Below are 15,101 nucleotides of genomic sequence, written 5' to 3'. Positions count from 1 at the left end.
ATGTCCGCGTTTTATGATTTCAAGGCCAATTCTCTTGCCGGCGACGAGGTGTCCATGCGCGCCTACGAAGGGCAGGTGCTGCTGATCGTCAACACCGCCAGCAAATGCGGCTTCACGCCGCAATATCGGGCCTTGGAGGATCTGCATCGCGATCTCTCGCCGCGCGGCTTCGCGGTGCTCGGCTTTCCCTGCAACCAGTTCGGCGCGCAGGAGCCGGGGCAGGCCGACGAGATCCAGGCGTTCTGCTCCACGAACTACGACGTCACCTTTCCGCTGTTCGAAAAGATCGACGTCAACGGCGCACGGGCGCACCCCCTGTATGAGTACCTGAAACGCCAGCAATCCGGACTCCTCGGCGCTTCCATCAAATGGAATTTCACCAAATTCCTGGTGGATCGTGCCGGCCACGTGACTGCGCGCTACGCGCCGACCGCGCGGCCGGAAGGATTGCGGCAGAAGATCGAGACCCTGTTATGAGCGAGACATCAATGAGCGACGAATTTCCCGACCGTCTTTCGGTCGATCCCAACAGCCCCTACTACAACGCCGACATCCTGTCGCGCGACGTCGGTATCCGCTTCAAGGGCATCGAGAAGACCAACGTGGAAGAGTACTGCATCAGCGAAGGCTGGGTCCGCGTCACCGCCGGCAACGCCAAGGACCGCTACGGCAATCCGCTGACCATCAAGGTGCATGGGCCCGTGGAGCCGTATTTCAGGGATAAGAAGTAAGCGTCGCGCACTCTCCTCGTCATTGCGACGGGCGCTCTCTGTCCTCGTCATTGCGAGGAGCCCCACTCCCTCTCCCCGTCATTGCGAGCGAAGCGAAGCAATCCGGACTATTTCCGCGGATACACTCTGGATAGCTTCGCTACGCTCGCAATGACGAAAGTGAAAGGCCGTCCCCATGTCCGTCCGCATCGTCGACATCCGCGAGATCACCAAACCGATCTCGTCCCCAATCCGCAACGCCTATATCGACTTCACCAAGATGACGACGAGCCTCGTTGCCGTCGTCACCGACGCGGTAGCGGACGGCAGGCGCGTCGTCGGCTACGGCTTCAACTCCAACGGCCGCTACGGGCAGGGCGGCCTGATCCGCGAGCGCTTTGCGTCGCGCATCACGGAGGCCGATCCGAAGTCGCTGCTGAATGCATCGGCTGACAATCTCGACCCTGACAAGGTCTGGGCCGCGATGATGACCAACGAGAAGCCGGGCGGCCATGGCGAGCGCTCGGTCGCGGTCGGCACCATCGACATGGCGGTGTGGGATGCGGTGGCGAAGATCGCGGGCAAGCCGCTGTTTCGTCTGCTCGCCGAGCGCCATGGTGTGAAGGCCAATCCGCGCGTCTTCGTTTACGCCGCCGGCGGCTATTATTATCCCGGCAAGGATCTCGCGATGCTGCGAGCTGAGATGCGCGGCTATCTCGATCGCGGCTACAACGTCGTGAAGATGAAGATCGGCGGCGCCGATATCGACGAGGACCGCAAGCGCATCGAGGCGGTGCTGAACGAGATCGGCAAGGACGCGCAGCTCGCCGTCGACGCCAACGGTCGCTTCAATCTCGAGACCGGTATCGCCTACGCAAAAATGCTGCGCGATTATCCGCTGTTCTGGTACGAGGAAGCAGGCGATCCTCTCGATTACGCGTTGCAAGCCGCGCTCGCCGAATTCTATCCCGGTCCGATGGCGACCGGCGAGAATCTCTTCAGCCACCAGGACGCCCGCAATTTGATCCGCTACGGCGGCATGCGCCCGGATCGCGACTGGCTGCAATTCGACTGCGCGCTGTCCTACGGCCTGTGCGAGTATCAGCGCACGCTGGAAGTCTTGAAGACCTACGGCTGGTCCCCCAGCCGCTGCATCCCGCACGGCGGCCACCAGATGTCGCTCAACATCGCGGCCGGCTTGGGGCTCGGCGGCAATGAAAGCTACCCCGACCTGTTCCAGCCCTATGGCGGCTTCCCCGACGGCGTCCGCGTCGAAAACGGCCACATCACCATGCCTGAGCTCCCGGGCATCGGCTTCGAAGGCAAGTCCGAACTCTACAGGGAGATGCAGGCGCTGGCGGAGTAGGCCGACACGCTGCCGCATACTCGGTCATTGCGCGCGAAGCGAAGCAACCCGGAGTCTTTCAGCAGAGGCAGTCTGGAGTGCTTCGCTGCGCTCGCAATGACGGCGGGCGTGAACAGTGAGTCCGCCCGCCCCCCTACGACAACCGCATATCCAGCAACCGTCGTCCTTCGCCCCGCAGCAGCTTCTTCACCGCGCTCGACGCCACGACTTCGCCGTCATTGGCGTAGGCTTCGTGGTTCTTCTCGATGTCGTCGAGGCGGTAGAGATAGTTCACCATGACGCCGGCGGATTCGCGCAGGCCCTTCGGCGAGAGGTCGCCGAGCCAGTTGATGCGCTCGAGCCGCGCGCCGTTGCCGAGGTGGAAGCGGGCGACGGAATCGATCAGGCGGCCTTTCGACGTCCGCGCCTTCAGGAAATAATAGGCGGCGAGCGGCTCGATGACGCCGCGCAGCTGCGTCGTCGTCTCCGGATTCTCGTACCATTTGGGATCGTCGAGCCGCTTGAGGATCTCGCGGTCCTCGTCCGAGAGCGGCAGGTCCTTGTCCTGCTTCAGCCATGACATGAAGCCCGGCACCGGCGACAGCGTCACGAAACTGTCGAGCTTGGGCAATTCGCGGCGCAGCTCCTCGACCACCTGCTTGATCAGGAAGCTGCCGAACGAGATGCCGCCCAGGCCGCGTTGGGTGTTGGAGATCGAATAGAACACGGCGGTGCGCGCTTTCTCGATCGGAAGATACTGTCGATCGACGGCCAGCAGCGGCGCGATCGCGCCGGGAATCGTCTCGGTCAGCGCGACCTCGACGAAGATCAGGGGTTCGTCGACCATCGCGGGATGGAAGAAGGCGTAGCAGCGGCGGTCGACCGGATCGATGCGACGGCGCAGATCGTCCCAGTCCCTGATTTCATGCACGGCTTCGTAGCGGATGATCTTTTCGAGGATGTTGGCCGGGGTCGACCAGTCAATCCGGCGCAGCACGAGAAACCCCCTGTTGAACCACGAAGAGAGAAGATGCGAGACGTCGCGATCGAGCGCGGCGAGGTGGGTGTGTCCGTTCATCATGCCGAGCAGGTCGGCACGCATGGCGACGAGGTCGCCGGTCCCGCCAGGCGCGCGGTTGAGACGCCGGATAAGCTCCTGCCGCCGCGGTTCCGAGGCGAAGTGCAGCGAGCTCGCATCCTCGTCATCAGGTTGAGTGCGCCACCTTTCGATCGCCTTCGACAGCCGCTCCCGATCCGGACCGAAATCGCGCAGCAGGCCTTCGAAGAAGGCGCGGCGTCCTGCCGCATCCAGCTGCCGGTAGATGTCGAGCACCTCGCGCGCCATGGCGGTGCCGGAAGCTTCGCCCCGGCCCGACAGCAGCGCACCGCAGAGCGCGATCAGTCCATCGGCGTCCTGCCGGGTATCGGCTGAATTCCCCCGGCGCAGCAGGGTGCGGCCGCGCTCGGAGATCGTGGCGAGCAGGTCGGAGAAGAAGGCATTGGCCATCTGGGCTTTCGAATCCGGGTTTGTGCGGTGCGGAAGCTTACATCGGATTTAGGCGGAAGCCGATCACAATCAAGCGGTGGGATGCGGCATCTTTAGTCGGGCCGTGCATTTCCGAGACTGCCGCTGTGCCGGGCTGGGGGCAGTTGCCTCACAACGCCATGGCGAGCGAAGCGAACCAATCCAGAATCCCTTGGCCGGACAGTCCGGCTTGCTTGGTCGCATCAGCGCAATTGCTACGCAATTTTGTCGCGAGCTCCTCGCAATGACGGTGACGCGGGCGCGTTCGCCTCAATCCTTCCCCGCAAACTCCGTCGGCGTCCGACCCGTCACCTGCCGGAAGGCGGCCGAGAACGCCGGCACGCTGGCATAGCCGAGTTGCGTCGCGAGCTGCTTCATCGAGACATTCGCATCCGTGGATATCCGCCGGATCGCCGCGGCAATCCTTGCGCGCTGGCACCAGCTCTTGAAGCTGAGCTGCGTCTCGCTCGAGAACAGCCGGGACAGCGTGCGCGCGGAGGTGCCGACCTCGCGCGCCAGCGTGTCGATGTCGTGCAGGCCGGTTGGATCGTCGAGCACGATCATCGCCGCGCGCCGGCAGCGCGGCTCGTGCGGCAGCGGCACGAAGGTCGCGGAATCCTCGGCCTGGTGCAATTCCAGCATCGCCAGGCGCACCAGCAGCTCGGTGCGCTCCGCGGTGTTGCGCGCGTCGAACAGCGCGAGGATCGCCTGGTTGAGCAGCGGCGACACCCGCACCACGAATTCTTTGGTCAGCCCCTCGTAGCGCTGCTCGCGCTTGAGCCAGGCGAGGTCGAAATACAGCGTGCGCATCTCGATGTCGGCGAGCAGGTCGATGGCATGTTCGAGCCCGGCCGGCACCCAGACCGCGCGGTCCGGCGGCACCAGCCAGCGTCCTCCTGGCGTCGTCACCTGCATCGTGCCCTTCGCCGCATAGATCAGCTGCGACTCGCGGTGCATGTGCAGATCGATCCGCATGCCCTTCGGATAATCGCGCGCGACCAGGTGCACGCCCGCGGTGGAGCGATGATTACCCTGGACCTCCCGGAGGATTGGCGTTTCGACGACAGTCATTGGCAGCATTCCGTCATGCCCATGACATATAACTCCTTTCGGAGCAGGAGAGAATTCCGAATGAACAGCCCCGCCAGGGTCATCAGTTTCGTCAACGCAGGCCATTTCATCGACCATTATTCGATGCTGATCTTCGCCGCCGCCGTGATCATCATGGGGCCGGCGCTGGGCATGGCCTATTCGGAACTGCTTCCCTACGCGACCCCCGGTTTCATCGCCTTTGGCGCCGGCTCGCTGTTGACGGGCTGGCTCGGCGACCGCTGGAGCCGCCGCCACATGATGCTGATCTTCTTCATCGGCATCGGCGCCGCCATGATCTCGGTCGGCTTCGTGCAGACCCCGCTGCAGCTCGGCGGCGCGCTGCTTGCGATCGGCGTGTTCGCCTCGATCTATCACCCTGTCGGCACGGCGATGATCGTGTCCTATGCCGAGAGGCTCGGCCGCGAGATGGGCATCAACGGCGTCTGGGGCAATCTCGGCGTGGCCTCGTCCGCCCTGGTCACCGGCGTGATCGGCCAATATCTCGGCTGGCGCTCTGCCTTCATCATCCCCGGCATCGTCACCATCCTGATCGGCCTCGCCTTCGCGATGATGGTGGTGCACGAGGACCGCAAGGGCAGCAAGCAGGCGGCGGCGCAGGCGCGGGTGGCAAAACAGGACATGTGGCGCGTGGTGCTGTCGCTGCTCATCGTCGTGATCGCGATCTCCACCACGTTCAATGCCGTCACCGTCGCGCTGCCAAAGCTGTTCGCCGAGCGGCTCGCGGACCTGACCAGGAGCCCCGCGTGGCTCGGGGTCATCGCCGCCTGCGTCTACGTGTTCGGCGCGATGACGCAGTACACCATCGGCCGGCTGCTCGACCGTTACTCATTGAAGACGGTGGCGCTGCCGCTGTCCTTCATGCTGGCGCCGTTCCTGTATCTGGCCGCGAGCCTGTCGAATCTGCCGCTGATCCTGGTCTCGATCGGCATCGTCATGGGCGCGTTCGGCCAGGTCACGGTCAACGATGCCATGGTCGGCAAATACACCAGCGAGGAATGGCGCTCGCGCGCCTACGCGGTGCGCTATTTCATCGGCTTCACCGCGGCGGGCGCTTCGGTCGGCCTCGTCGCCTGGCTCTACGGGCAGGGCGGCTTCGTCACCATGCTGCACGCCTTCGCCGGCCTCTGCCTGCTCGCGATCGCGGCGGCGATCATCCTGCCGCGCGAGATCGAGGCGCCCGCTGCGGCGTGAGGGAAGGGCTAGGCGACTTCCCGCATCGCCTCCTGCGGCGCGGCCAGGCATGATCTGACGCAGGCCCGTGCGAGAAGGTCGGTCGGGTCCAGCAATGCCGCGCCGATATCGCAGTCCAGCGTGGCGAGGGCCAGGGGGATTTCGGTGCAGGCCATGGCGACGTGCGAGCAGCCCCTGGCCGCGAGCGCCTCTGCTTCCCGGCCCAGAATGCCGGCCGCTTCGTCCGTGTGTCCCGCCTTCACCAGTCGGATCGCGCGCATGACCTCGGCTTGCGCCTTCGCGCCAGGCACCACACAGGCATAACCGCGTTCGGCCAGGCGCTGCTGGTAGATTCCGGCGTGCACCGTGCCGTCGGTCGCAAGCAGGCCGATGGTCGGGTTGCTCGCCTGCTGCGCAGCGAGCCCGTCGGCAACGGCGTCGACGATGTGGATGATCGGCACCGGCGTCTCGCCCTGCAGCGCGCCGTGCCAATGGTGGGCGGTGTTGCAGGGGATGGCGATCCGGGTCGCGCCGGACAGCTCGAGCCGGCGCAAGGCATTCAGCATGGCGGGAAGGGGATCCGGGCCCCGGCCGAGAATGGCGGCGGTTCGGTCGGGCACATCGGTTGCCGCGCACACCACCATCTGGATGTGGTCCTGGTCGCAGGATGCGGGGGTGTTCCTGACGATCTTGCCCATGAAATCCACGGTCGCCATCGGGCCCATGCCGCCCAGAATGCCAAGCATCGAAGTCTCCTTGCTGGAGCCACGATGCATGCTTGCTTCAGGCAAATCCAATGCCTGTTCAGAACGGCATATGCGGCTTCTACATAGTTTCGGGGCTGGCCGCCTGCGCGGCGCTCCAGACCTTCTCCACGATCGGCCGCGTCCTCCGCGCGCTGCGATAGAGCCGGACTTCCAGCGGAATCTCGGGGCCGACAATGGTGAGGGTGCCCTCGTCCAGCTCCCGGGCGACCAGGCTGCGCGGCAGCCACGCCAGGCCATAGCCCTCCAGCGCCATGAATTTCAGCCCCTCCGCCATGGCGTTCTCGTTGGTATGCGTCACGTGCGCGGGCGGCGAGCCGGCCTGGGCCTGCGCGAAGGTGGCGACCCGCCCCAGGAAAGAGTTCGAGGCATAGCTGAGCAGGGGAAGCGAAGCGGCATCGTCCGCCGCGGCCGCCAATGTTGCACTGCGCACGGCGACGAAACTGTCCATGCCGACGACGACATGGGGGTAGAGCTCCGGCTCCAGCAGGATCGGCACATTGGCGTGATGGAAGGTGAGCAGGAAGTCGTAGCTGCCTTCGACGAGCGCCTGCAGGCAACTGTGAAAATCGTCGGGCAGCAACCGGCTGCCGATCGGCCCGACCTCCTGCTCGATGCTCCTGAACCAGCGCGGAAAGAAATGCAGCGACAAAGTGTGCAGGGCCGCGACCGAGACCATCTGCGTGTTCGGCCGTTTGCTGGCCTGAAGCGCGAGACGGCTCGCATGCAGCATACGGACCGTTTCTTCCGCGGTCTCCAGGAATTCGCGGCCCTCGGTGGTCAGCGTGGTCGGATAGCTGCTGCGGTCGACGAGGGACACGCCGAGCCAAAGCTCCAGCGCCTGGATCCTGCGGCTGAACGCCGATTGCGTCACGTGCCGCTCATCGGCCGCGCGCGAGAAGCTGCGGGTGCGGGCGAGGCTGAGAAAATCCTCCAGCCATTTCAACTCCATCGTGCCTGCTCCGGTCAGCCTCGCTCGCCGGAAGATGCCCTGACGCGCCGGGGAAATCTATGCAAATTCGGAATAGAACTTGCCGGCATAACATTGGACGGCCCTCCGTCCCTCGGCGCATGCATCCCCTGCCGCTGTCTGCGGACAACGGAGCCGATTTGCGGGAGAAAACATGCGGACGGAACATGATCTGCTTGGCGAGCGCGAGGTGCCGCTTGAGGCCTATTACGGCGTTCACACCATGCGCGCCGTCGAGAACTTTCCGATCTCGAGCATCGCGATCTCGGCCTATCCCGAGCTGATCAATGCGCTCGCTGCCGTCAAGCAGGCGGCGGCGCTCTCCAACATGGAGCTCGGTCTGCTGGACCAGCGCCGCGGGCGGGCGATCGTGGCGGTCTGCGAGGAATTGCGGGCCGGCCGCCTCCACGACCAGTTCGTCGTTGACGTGATCCAGGGCGGCGCCGGCACCTCCACCAACATGAACGCCAATGAGGTGATCGCGAACCGGGCGTTGGAAATCCTCGGCCATGGCAGGGGCGAGTACGCCGCGCTGCATCCGAACGAGCACGTCAACATGAGCCAGAGCACCAACGACGTGTACCCCACCGCGCTGAAGATCGCGACGTCTCATGGCCTGCAGAATCTCGTGGAGGCGATGGACGTGCTGCGTCTCGCCTTCGCCGGCAAGGCCTGTTCGTTCAAGGATGTCCTGAAGATGGGCCGCACCCAGCTGCAGGATGCGGTGCCGATGACGCTGGGACAGGAGTTCAACACCTACGCCGTCATGGTCGGCGAGGATCAGGAGCGGCTGCGCGAAGCGGGGCTGCTGATCCACGAGATCAACATGGGCGCGACCGCCATCGGCACCGGCATCAACGCGCATCCGGATTATGCGCGTCTCGTCTGCCGCTATCTCAATGCGATCACCGGATTGCCGCTGGTCACCGCGCCTGATCTCGTCGAGGCGACGCAGGATTGCGGTGCATTCGTTCAGATCTCGGGCGTGCTGAAGCGCGTCGCGGTCAAGATCTCCAAGATCTGCAACGATCTCCGGTTGCTCTCGAGCGGCCCGCGGGCCGGCTTCGGGGAGATCAATTTGCCGGCCGTCCAGGCCGGCTCCTCGATCATGCCCGGCAAGGTCAACCCCGTGATCCCTGAAGTCGTGAACCAGGTCGCCTTCGAAGTCATTGGCAACGACATCACGGTGACGATGGCCGCCGAAGCCGGCCAACTCCAGCTCAATGCGTTCGAGCCGATCATTGCGCACAGCCTGTTCAAGAGCATCAGCCATCTCAGCCAGGCCTGCCTGACACTGGAGCGGAGCTGCGTCGCGGGGATCACAGCCAACCGGGACCGGCTGCGGGCCGATGTCGAGAACTCGATCGGCCTGGTGACCGCACTCAATCCATACATCGGCTATGCCGCCGCCACGGCCGTCGCCGTGGAGGCTCATGCGTCGGGTCGCGGCGTTGCCGAGCTGGTGCGCCAGCGCGGGCTGCTCACCGAGGCCACCCTCGCGGCGATCCTGAAGCCCGAGATGCTGACGCGGCCGCAAAGTCTGGCCGCCGCGGACCAGGATGGCCGCCAGATCCAACCGTCGTGAACCAAAGCGTCCAAGGGAGGAAACAAGGAAATGACATCAAGCGCCGATAATTCACCTGCGCGGTCCAACCGTCTGACCAATGCTCTCGTGCTCAGCCTGCTGCTCGGCATCCTGGCGGGTTACGCCTGCCACGAACTGGCTCCGACGCCGGAGATGGCGAAGACCATCGCCGGCTATTTCTCTGTTGTCACCGATGTGTTCCTGCGCATGATCAAGATGATCATTGCGCCGCTCGTCTTCGCCACGATCGTGTCAGGCATCACCAGCCTCGGCTCCGAAGGCGGAGCGGTCGGCCGCATTGCCGCCAGGTCGATGGGCTGGTTCGTCTCGGCCTCGCTCGTCTCGCTCGGCCTCGGCATGGTCTTTGCGAACCTGTTCGCGCCGGGGCACGGCCTGCAGCTGCCGCTTCCCGATGCCGATGCCACCAGCACGTTGCAGACCGCCGGCTTCAATCTGAAGGACTTCATCACCCACGTCTTTCCGACCAGCATCGCCCAGGCCATGTCCGCGAACGAGATCCTGCAGATCCTGGTCTTCGCCGTGTTCTTCGGACTGGCGCTGAGCAGGCTGAAGACCAGCCATGCCAGGATCATCGCGGCGTCGATCGACGAACTGGTCCACATCATGCTGCAGATCACCAGCTTCGTGATGAAGTTCGCGCCGCTCGGCGTGTTCGCATCGATTGCGGCTGTCATCACCACGCAGGGGCTCGGCGTGCTCCTGACCTACGGCAAGTTCATCGCCACATTCTATTTCAGCCTGGCGGTGCTCTGGACCGTCCTCGTCCTCGCCGGTCTGCTGGCGCTGGGCCGGCCCGTCCTTCATCTCATCGGCCTGCTGCGCCAGCCGATGCTGCTGGCCTTCTCGACGGCGAGCAGCGAGGCTGCCTATCCCAAGATGATCGAGCAATTGACCAGGTTCGGTGTCAGCGAGCGCATCTCCGGCTTCGTGCTGCCGCTGGGCTATTCTTTCAACCTCGACGGCTCGATGATGTACCAGGCGTTTGCGGCCTTGTTCATCGCCCAGGCCTACGGCATCGAGCTGGGCGTCACGCAGCAGCTCGTCATGCTGCTGGTGATGATGGTGACCAGCAAGGGCATCGCCGGCGTGCCGCGCGCCGGGCTCGTCGTCGTTGCCGCGACGCTACCGATGTTCAACCTGCCGGTGGGCGGCATGCTTCTGATCATGGGTATCGACCAGTTCCTCGACATGGGGCGGACCATGACCAACGTCATCGGCAACGGCATCGCAACGGCTGCCGTGGCGAAGTGGGAAGACGAGCGAGGTCTGGTCGAAGAGGGCACGTCGGAGACCGTCGTGCCTGGCGTCGCCGCGGTTGGTGCAGCGGGGGGATAAAGGCGCGGGTCCGCCCCCTCGGGAAAATTCTGCGCGTGATCGAAGGGCCCCGGGAGAGACCCCGGGGTCTTTGGGCTTGGCGGCGGCTTTCGGCGACGTGCTTTTCGCCGGGCAACTTGCCTGGATGTGCGGCACGGCAGTTCGTCTGTCAGCCCCCGGGCCCGTCCTTCATGATGTAGCCCATCAGGTCGTCCACGTTGTGCTCCAAGTCCCGGATGATGTTCTTGACAACGTCTCCGATCGAGATCACTCCGACGACCTTGCCCGCGTCCAGCACCGGCAGATGGCGAAAACTGCGCTGAGCCATCATTGCCATGCAGCGGTCCAGTGGATCGTCCGGCTTGACCGTCACCGGGTTGCCGGTCATCACTTGGCCCACCGGTGTCTGCTTCGCATCGAGCCCGGGCAGCAGCACTTTGATCGCGCAGTCACCCTGGGTCACGATGCCGACAAGCACGTCGTCGTCGATGACCAGCACCGACCGGACCCGGTCGTCGCGCATCTTGCGCAAAGCTTCGACGACCATGTCGCCGGAACCGACGTGGATCAGGGCGCCACCCTTCTGGGCCAGAGCGTTTTTTACGGTGCTCATCGGTCTCCTCTCGTGGGCCCCGCCTTGAATGCCCGCATGGAAGGATAGTCGAAATATCTCGTCTCGTCAGCACCGCGCCGAACGCTCAACTCGAACGATTTGTGGCCCCTGCGCGCCGCAGCGCCCCAAGGGCAATAAGCGACGTCGACCCGCCTGTTCGATCACCTCGTCGGCGCTGAGTAGAATGGATGTCGGCATCGTTAAATCCAGTTCTCGCGCCGTCTTGCGCGTAAACTGCGACAGGCCAGCCTGCTGTAAATGAAGAGCATTCCATGGGGCAGCGGTGTCGACGGTTTCGCACAACACGAGATCCGACGTACGATCCGGGTCGGGAGCGGGCATCCTGATGCTGTCCGACCCTGCGGCCCCAAGGCAAGCATCAGGACGATTGGGATGACAGAGGACAGCTCAACAGCAAAGCGGCAGCCAGTCGGACCCTTTTAGCTCGGGCCAAGAGCCGCCCTCCGCGAATGCAGTTGTCTTCTTGTTCCGGGGCATTCGCGAAACGGTATCGGCGTCGAGATCCTGATGCTAGATTTCCCGGGTCATGTCGGACAGGAGGATGACATGCCTGATAGCGTCTACAAGGTCATAGAACTGGTCGGTACCAGCAGTGACTCGTGGGAGAAAGCGGCCGCCAATGCGGTGGAGCAAGCTGCAAAATCTCTCCGCGATCTTCGCATTGCAGAGGTCGTCAAGCTCGATATGCAACTTGATGAAAAGGGAAAGGTTGAAGCCTATCGCGCCAAGCTCAACGTATCGTTCAAGTTCGAGGGCTCCTAAGCCTCCGCACCTCGCCCGCGCTCGTGGGCGAAGATGGCTCATTGGAAACAGGCGCGTTGCGCGGTCCGCCCGACCGGGCGGTGTGACAGCTCGGAAGTTGGCCCCTAGCCTGACGGGGGACCGATATGCTTTGATGCGAGCGGCGTTTGGCAGCGTGGTGACGTCATGTACATGCTCATTCGCAAGTACACCAAGGTTCGTTCGGTAGCGGACGCCGCTCGCCGCGCCAGGAGTGGGGTCGGCCAGATCCTGAGGCAATCGCCGGGATTCAGATCTTACTATGTGCTGGATGCGGGCGACGGTGTCGGTATCGCCGTGATGATCTTTGACGACCGCGAAAGCGCCAATACAGCGAACGACAAGATAATGGCGTTTGCTCAAGCAAGTCTACATGACCTCGATCTTGGAGTTCCCGAAATTACCACCGGCGAAGTGTTGGTGAACATAGAGCCCGATGCGTCCTCTGGCATAAGGTAGGCGCAAACGTCACAAGGTTACGTGGCGGGGGCCGCCCGCGGCTGATGCAGTCGACCTGATCCCGTCGCGTTTGCGCGCCTTCGGCATCTGCACGTCATCGGCCAGGGATATGCGACTGCGCGTTCTTTTCGAGGAATGGCAACACCATGAAGCAACACACCTCCGAAACATTTTTCGCCGCCGCGATCGGCTGGACACCGCTCGTGCTCATGGGCACCGCGATGCCGCCAAGAGACCCCGATGAAGACGACGAGGACGAAGACGACGATGAGGAAGATGACGCTGATGAACCGCCGGTCGTGCGCGAGCCGGACGAAGACTAGACTGGTGCGCGTTCGGCAGTCTGCGCTATGATATCTCCCATGGGCTGGGATGCGAAAGACATCGCGCTTCTGACTGAACTCTGGTCCGCAGGACAGAGCGCCGCGCAGATTGCGCGCCGTCTCGGGTGCAGCCGTAATGCGGTCTGCGGCATGCTGACCCGAAGGGGCCTGAAGCGCGGCCGCAAGCCACCTACAGCAAGACCGAGCATAAGGCCGCCCCCAAAGCTGAGGCCGGCATCGTCGGCAGCCTGCGCCCGTCCAGTCGCAAAGAAGGTGTCGCGAAACACAGGGAAGAGGCCGCAGCCCGACGAATTCAGCAAGCCGCAGCTTTACGCCATTCTGGCTGAGGCGGTCAGAAACACTCGCTGATAGCTCACCCTCAAACTTGTTGCGCTCCGTCCGTGCCTGGCCCAACTCGAGGGGGCGGCCGTCGTGTACCAAGGCTTCGTCCGCTTCGCGGCTACGAAACCAGGCCCGGCACCATCACGAGATCGATGGGACCATTGCCCATGACCTGATAGGCGATGCTCACGTCACCGCTGAGCGCGTACTGCGTCGCAGGTAAGGCGAAGTCATCCAGTCGTGCCTGCTCCAGCCGGGACGGCTTAGCTTCCTTACACTCCGTCAGTTTGTCGGGGATAGTCATGCCGGGATGAACCGCCAACACTCCGCGCCGTGGCCGGTGCGGATCAGACCATTCACTTAGTCGTGTGGTTCTCGTCCCAATGCAGTGTGGCCCTCTCTGTATCAAGGTCCTTGACGACTTCAGCCATCAGAGCCAGCGCCAGCTGATCGTCTACAAGAGGTCTCACACGTTTGAGCGCGGCAAGCTCTTTGTCGATGCTGATGCACCTATCGCACATCGGGAGACCGATCCGCCTCAGCCAATTGCCGCTCCAGCCAATCGGCTATGACTTTGTACTCCCTTTGCATCTTCTTCAATTCCTCTCTCGTTTCTTTGTGCTCTGTAAGGGCCGCCTGCAGCTGGCAATCCCGCTCTAACGCACGGTACATACGATGAGGCATTGTGACTTCCCCGTCACGCAGGATGCCGCAAGCAAACAACCTGTTCCTGATTCGGGAATTTACCTATGTGAATCATTCGGAATTTTCGAGCGGCCATTTGCGGTCTCTTCCGGGAACGGCTCCTGTGTTTTCCTCCCGAGGAACGTGTCCGGCACAGGAAATCGCATCAGGGTGTCTCGGGCTTCCGTGACGAGCTCTCGTAATCGTTCTATTTCGTTGAACTCGTGTTGGGACGGACGACAAATTCCGCGCCGTACTAGCATGGCTGCGCTCCCTGGTTGTGCAGGCGGGAGCGCAATCGGTCTCTCAGCCACCGGTGCCTACGAACAGAGCCGCTGCTGGTGATGGGCAACATCTATCATCGCGAGCAGAACTCCCCACTAACATGGGATACTTTTGGTGGTGATTGCGGCTTGCAATTAGCGAACAAGTCAATGGTTTGGAACGTTGCGCCACTCCGGAGGTTGGCCGACCAGCGTCCGAGGAGCAACAATGGTCCCCCAAGAGCAGCTGAAGAGTGAGCGCGTGAGGGTTTTGCTCGTGGAGGACGAATGGTTCATCCGATTCGACGTCGCTGAGCAGCTTCGAGGCGTGGGGCTTGAGGTTGTTGAGGCGAGCACCGCAGACGAGGCGATGGACTACATTGCATCAGGCGAGCGGATTGACGCGCTTATAACCGACGTCCGAATGCCGGGAACCCTTGATGGCCTTGCGTTGGCTGGGAGGGTACGCGATATGCAACCGATGCTCCTTATCCTCGTTGCCTCCGGAAGCATAGAATTGGAGAGCGCAGCGAGCCGCGTAGGTAGGTTCATCCGCAAGCCCTACGATCCCAAGCAGATCGCAATGCTGATCGCGGAGATGCTCGGCCCGGCGCTGTAATCTGCATGCAAACAACAACTGTGTTGATTGTCGAGCAAGATGTGCTCGTGCGCCATCCGCTGGCGGAGTACCTTCGCGAGTGTGGCTACCGCGTTGTGGAAGCAACTCACCACGACGAGGCTCGTGAATGCCTCGAAGGCGGGAAACACTTTATCGATGTCGCCTTGATCGACGTAGGCGGCCCCACCGGTTCGGGGTTTGCTCTTTCTGCGTGGATTCGGAGCAACCAGCCGACTGTGAAGACGATGCTGGGCGCGACAGTCGGGAGGGTTCTCGCGTTGGCAGGTGATCTTTGCGAGGACGGTCCGCACGCCGCGAAGAGGCTGGATTATCGACCCGTGCTGGACCACATCCGCCAACTGTTGGCGACGCGAAAGCGGACGTGAGGTCCTCCGATTAGCCAGCGCATATCGCCGACATGGGGTCCGCTGTGTGACAAGAGCGGCTGTTGGCACAGGCGCGCTCCCGTGTCCGCTCCAC

General features: G+C 63.2%; 19 protein-coding genes. 12 read left to right on the top strand and 7 right to left on the bottom strand.

All coding sequences use genetic code 11. The features are described 5' to 3' along the window. From ACVIIW_RS01730 to ACVIIW_RS01720, 3 genes are all read left to right on the top strand, one after another. Window positions 1–477, top strand: a complete 477-nt coding sequence (locus ACVIIW_RS01730) for a glutathione peroxidase (RefSeq protein WP_456699160.1) — start codon at window positions 1–3, stop codon at window positions 475–477. Continuing rightward, window positions 474–731, top strand: coding sequence for a DUF3297 family protein (locus tag ACVIIW_RS01725; protein WP_092237479.1), 258 nt, complete (start codon window positions 474–476; stop codon window positions 729–731). Before ACVIIW_RS01730 ends, ACVIIW_RS01725 begins: the two co-directional genes overlap by 4 nt. A gap of 175 nt (window positions 732–906) precedes the next feature. After that, window positions 907–2,076, top strand: a complete 1,170-nt coding sequence (locus tag ACVIIW_RS01720) for a mandelate racemase/muconate lactonizing enzyme family protein (protein WP_456699159.1) — start codon at window positions 907–909, stop codon at window positions 2,074–2,076. Window positions 2,077–2,209: 133 nt separating this feature from the next. Here ACVIIW_RS01720 and ACVIIW_RS01715 read toward each other — a convergent pair whose 3' ends face one another. Further along, entirely contained in the window at window positions 2,210–3,562 is a 1,353-nt protein-coding gene (locus ACVIIW_RS01715) for a malonyl-CoA decarboxylase (RefSeq protein WP_456699158.1), read from the bottom strand. A gap of 288 nt (window positions 3,563–3,850) precedes the next feature. Further along, window positions 3,851–4,651, bottom strand: a complete 801-nt coding sequence (locus ACVIIW_RS01710) for an AraC family transcriptional regulator (RefSeq protein WP_456699157.1) — start codon at window positions 4,649–4,651, stop codon at window positions 3,851–3,853. 60 nt (window positions 4,652–4,711) lie between these two features. Here ACVIIW_RS01710 and ACVIIW_RS01705 point away from each other — a divergent pair, with 60 nt between their 5' ends. Then, a complete protein-coding gene (locus ACVIIW_RS01705; RefSeq protein ID WP_456699156.1) occupies window positions 4,712–5,884 on the top strand; it encodes an MFS transporter in 1,173 nt (390 codons plus the stop codon). Between the two features lie 8 nt (window positions 5,885–5,892). On the opposite strand, the gene cuyB is transcribed toward ACVIIW_RS01705, so the two are convergent. Next, window positions 5,893–6,609, bottom strand: coding sequence for a cysteate racemase (gene cuyB / locus ACVIIW_RS01700; protein WP_456699155.1), 717 nt, complete (start codon window positions 6,607–6,609; stop codon window positions 5,893–5,895). A gap of 79 nt (window positions 6,610–6,688) precedes the next feature. After that, the gene (locus ACVIIW_RS01695; RefSeq protein WP_456699154.1) at window positions 6,689–7,579 is read right to left on the bottom strand and encodes a LysR family transcriptional regulator; all 891 of its coding nucleotides are present in this window, start codon (window positions 7,577–7,579) and stop codon (window positions 6,689–6,691) included. Window positions 7,580–7,751: 172 nt separating this feature from the next. Between ACVIIW_RS01695 and aspA the strand changes: the two genes are divergently transcribed. After that, entirely contained in the window at window positions 7,752–9,182 is a 1,431-nt protein-coding gene (gene aspA / locus ACVIIW_RS01690) for an aspartate ammonia-lyase (RefSeq protein WP_456699153.1), read from the top strand. Between the two features lie 30 nt (window positions 9,183–9,212). Then, window positions 9,213–10,538, top strand: coding sequence for a dicarboxylate/amino acid:cation symporter (locus tag ACVIIW_RS01685; protein WP_456699152.1), 1,326 nt, complete (start codon window positions 9,213–9,215; stop codon window positions 10,536–10,538). A gap of 148 nt (window positions 10,539–10,686) precedes the next feature. On the opposite strand, the gene ACVIIW_RS01680 is transcribed toward ACVIIW_RS01685, so the two are convergent. Then, window positions 10,687–11,130 (bottom strand): CBS domain-containing protein, encoded by a 444-nt coding sequence (locus ACVIIW_RS01680; protein WP_456699151.1) that lies wholly within the window; start codon window positions 11,128–11,130, stop codon window positions 10,687–10,689. A 66-nt stretch (window positions 11,131–11,196) separates the two neighbouring features. After that, window positions 11,197–11,472 (bottom strand): hypothetical protein, encoded by a 276-nt coding sequence (locus tag ACVIIW_RS01675; RefSeq protein ID WP_456699150.1) that lies wholly within the window; start codon window positions 11,470–11,472, stop codon window positions 11,197–11,199. Between the two features lie 225 nt (window positions 11,473–11,697). Between ACVIIW_RS01675 and ACVIIW_RS01670 the strand changes: the two genes are divergently transcribed. The 4 genes from ACVIIW_RS01670 to ACVIIW_RS01655 all read left to right on the top strand — a co-directional run bounded on the left by ACVIIW_RS01670 (window position 11,698) and on the right by ACVIIW_RS01655 (window position 13,082). After that, a complete protein-coding gene (locus ACVIIW_RS01670; protein ID WP_456699149.1) occupies window positions 11,698–11,913 on the top strand; it encodes a dodecin family protein in 216 nt (71 codons plus the stop codon). A gap of 165 nt (window positions 11,914–12,078) precedes the next feature. Further along, window positions 12,079–12,390 (top strand): hypothetical protein, encoded by a 312-nt coding sequence (locus tag ACVIIW_RS01665; RefSeq protein ID WP_456699148.1) that lies wholly within the window; start codon window positions 12,079–12,081, stop codon window positions 12,388–12,390. Between the two features lie 146 nt (window positions 12,391–12,536). After that, window positions 12,537–12,713 carry a hypothetical protein gene (locus tag ACVIIW_RS01660; RefSeq protein ID WP_456699147.1) on the top strand — a complete coding sequence of 59 codons (177 nt, stop codon included), beginning with the start codon at window positions 12,537–12,539 and terminating at the stop codon, window positions 12,711–12,713. A gap of 27 nt (window positions 12,714–12,740) precedes the next feature. Beyond that, the gene (locus tag ACVIIW_RS01655) at window positions 12,741–13,082 is read left to right on the top strand and encodes a GcrA family cell cycle regulator (protein ID WP_456699146.1); all 342 of its coding nucleotides are present in this window, start codon (window positions 12,741–12,743) and stop codon (window positions 13,080–13,082) included. A gap of 91 nt (window positions 13,083–13,173) precedes the next feature. On the opposite strand, the gene ACVIIW_RS01650 is transcribed toward ACVIIW_RS01655, so the two are convergent. Next, window positions 13,174–13,359 carry a hypothetical protein gene (locus tag ACVIIW_RS01650; protein WP_456699145.1) on the bottom strand — a complete coding sequence of 62 codons (186 nt, stop codon included), beginning with the start codon at window positions 13,357–13,359 and terminating at the stop codon, window positions 13,174–13,176. Window positions 13,360–14,231: 872 nt separating this feature from the next. Between ACVIIW_RS01650 and ACVIIW_RS01645 the strand changes: the two genes are divergently transcribed. Together ACVIIW_RS01645 and ACVIIW_RS01640 are read left to right on the top strand one after the other, a co-directional pair. Continuing rightward, window positions 14,232–14,621 (top strand): response regulator, encoded by a 390-nt coding sequence (locus ACVIIW_RS01645; protein WP_456699144.1) that lies wholly within the window; start codon window positions 14,232–14,234, stop codon window positions 14,619–14,621. 5 nt (window positions 14,622–14,626) lie between these two features. After that, on the top strand, window positions 14,627–15,007 hold the full coding sequence (locus ACVIIW_RS01640) for a response regulator (protein ID WP_456699143.1): 381 nt from the start codon (window positions 14,627–14,629) through the stop codon (window positions 15,005–15,007). Window positions 15,008–15,101 lie beyond the last annotated feature (94 nt).

Source organism: Bradyrhizobium sp. USDA 4449 (assembly GCF_054056275.1).
This window is presented reverse-complemented; position numbering and strand designations above follow the sequence as displayed.

Bases quoted from the DNA above. Each gene is read 5' to 3' on its own strand.
- ACVIIW_RS01725 (WP_092237479.1), top strand. From the start codon at position 474: ATGAGCGAGACATCAATGAGCGACGAATTTCCCGACCGTCTTTCGGTC.
- ACVIIW_RS01710 (WP_456699157.1), bottom strand. From the start codon at position 4,651: ATGACTGTCGTCGAAACGCCAATCCTCCGGGAGGTCCAGGGTAATCAT.
- ACVIIW_RS01730 (WP_456699160.1), top strand. From the start codon at position 1: ATGTCCGCGTTTTATGATTTCAAGGCCAATTCTCTTGCCGGCGACGAG.
- ACVIIW_RS01675 (WP_456699150.1), bottom strand. From the start codon at position 11,472: ATGCCCGCTCCCGACCCGGATCGTACGTCGGATCTCGTGTTGTGCGAA.
- ACVIIW_RS01670 (WP_456699149.1), top strand. From the start codon at position 11,698: ATGCCTGATAGCGTCTACAAGGTCATAGAACTGGTCGGTACCAGCAGT.
- cuyB (WP_456699155.1), bottom strand. From the start codon at position 6,609: ATGCTTGGCATTCTGGGCGGCATGGGCCCGATGGCGACCGTGGATTTC.
- ACVIIW_RS01705 (WP_456699156.1), top strand. From the start codon at position 4,712: ATGAACAGCCCCGCCAGGGTCATCAGTTTCGTCAACGCAGGCCATTTC.
- ACVIIW_RS01655 (WP_456699146.1), top strand. From the start codon at position 12,741: ATGATATCTCCCATGGGCTGGGATGCGAAAGACATCGCGCTTCTGACT.
- ACVIIW_RS01715 (WP_456699158.1), bottom strand. From the start codon at position 3,562: ATGGCCAATGCCTTCTTCTCCGACCTGCTCGCCACGATCTCCGAGCGC.
- ACVIIW_RS01660 (WP_456699147.1), top strand. From the start codon at position 12,537: ATGAAGCAACACACCTCCGAAACATTTTTCGCCGCCGCGATCGGCTGG.
- ACVIIW_RS01695 (WP_456699154.1), bottom strand. From the start codon at position 7,579: ATGGAGTTGAAATGGCTGGAGGATTTTCTCAGCCTCGCCCGCACCCGC.
- ACVIIW_RS01650 (WP_456699145.1), bottom strand. From the start codon at position 13,359: ATGACTATCCCCGACAAACTGACGGAGTGTAAGGAAGCTAAGCCGTCC.
- ACVIIW_RS01640 (WP_456699143.1), top strand. From the start codon at position 14,627: ATGCAAACAACAACTGTGTTGATTGTCGAGCAAGATGTGCTCGTGCGC.
- ACVIIW_RS01685 (WP_456699152.1), top strand. From the start codon at position 9,213: ATGACATCAAGCGCCGATAATTCACCTGCGCGGTCCAACCGTCTGACC.
- aspA (WP_456699153.1), top strand. From the start codon at position 7,752: ATGCGGACGGAACATGATCTGCTTGGCGAGCGCGAGGTGCCGCTTGAG.
- ACVIIW_RS01645 (WP_456699144.1), top strand. From the start codon at position 14,232: ATGGTCCCCCAAGAGCAGCTGAAGAGTGAGCGCGTGAGGGTTTTGCTC.
- ACVIIW_RS01665 (WP_456699148.1), top strand. From the start codon at position 12,079: ATGTACATGCTCATTCGCAAGTACACCAAGGTTCGTTCGGTAGCGGAC.
- ACVIIW_RS01720 (WP_456699159.1), top strand. From the start codon at position 907: ATGTCCGTCCGCATCGTCGACATCCGCGAGATCACCAAACCGATCTCG.
- ACVIIW_RS01680 (WP_456699151.1), bottom strand. From the start codon at position 11,130: ATGAGCACCGTAAAAAACGCTCTGGCCCAGAAGGGTGGCGCCCTGATC.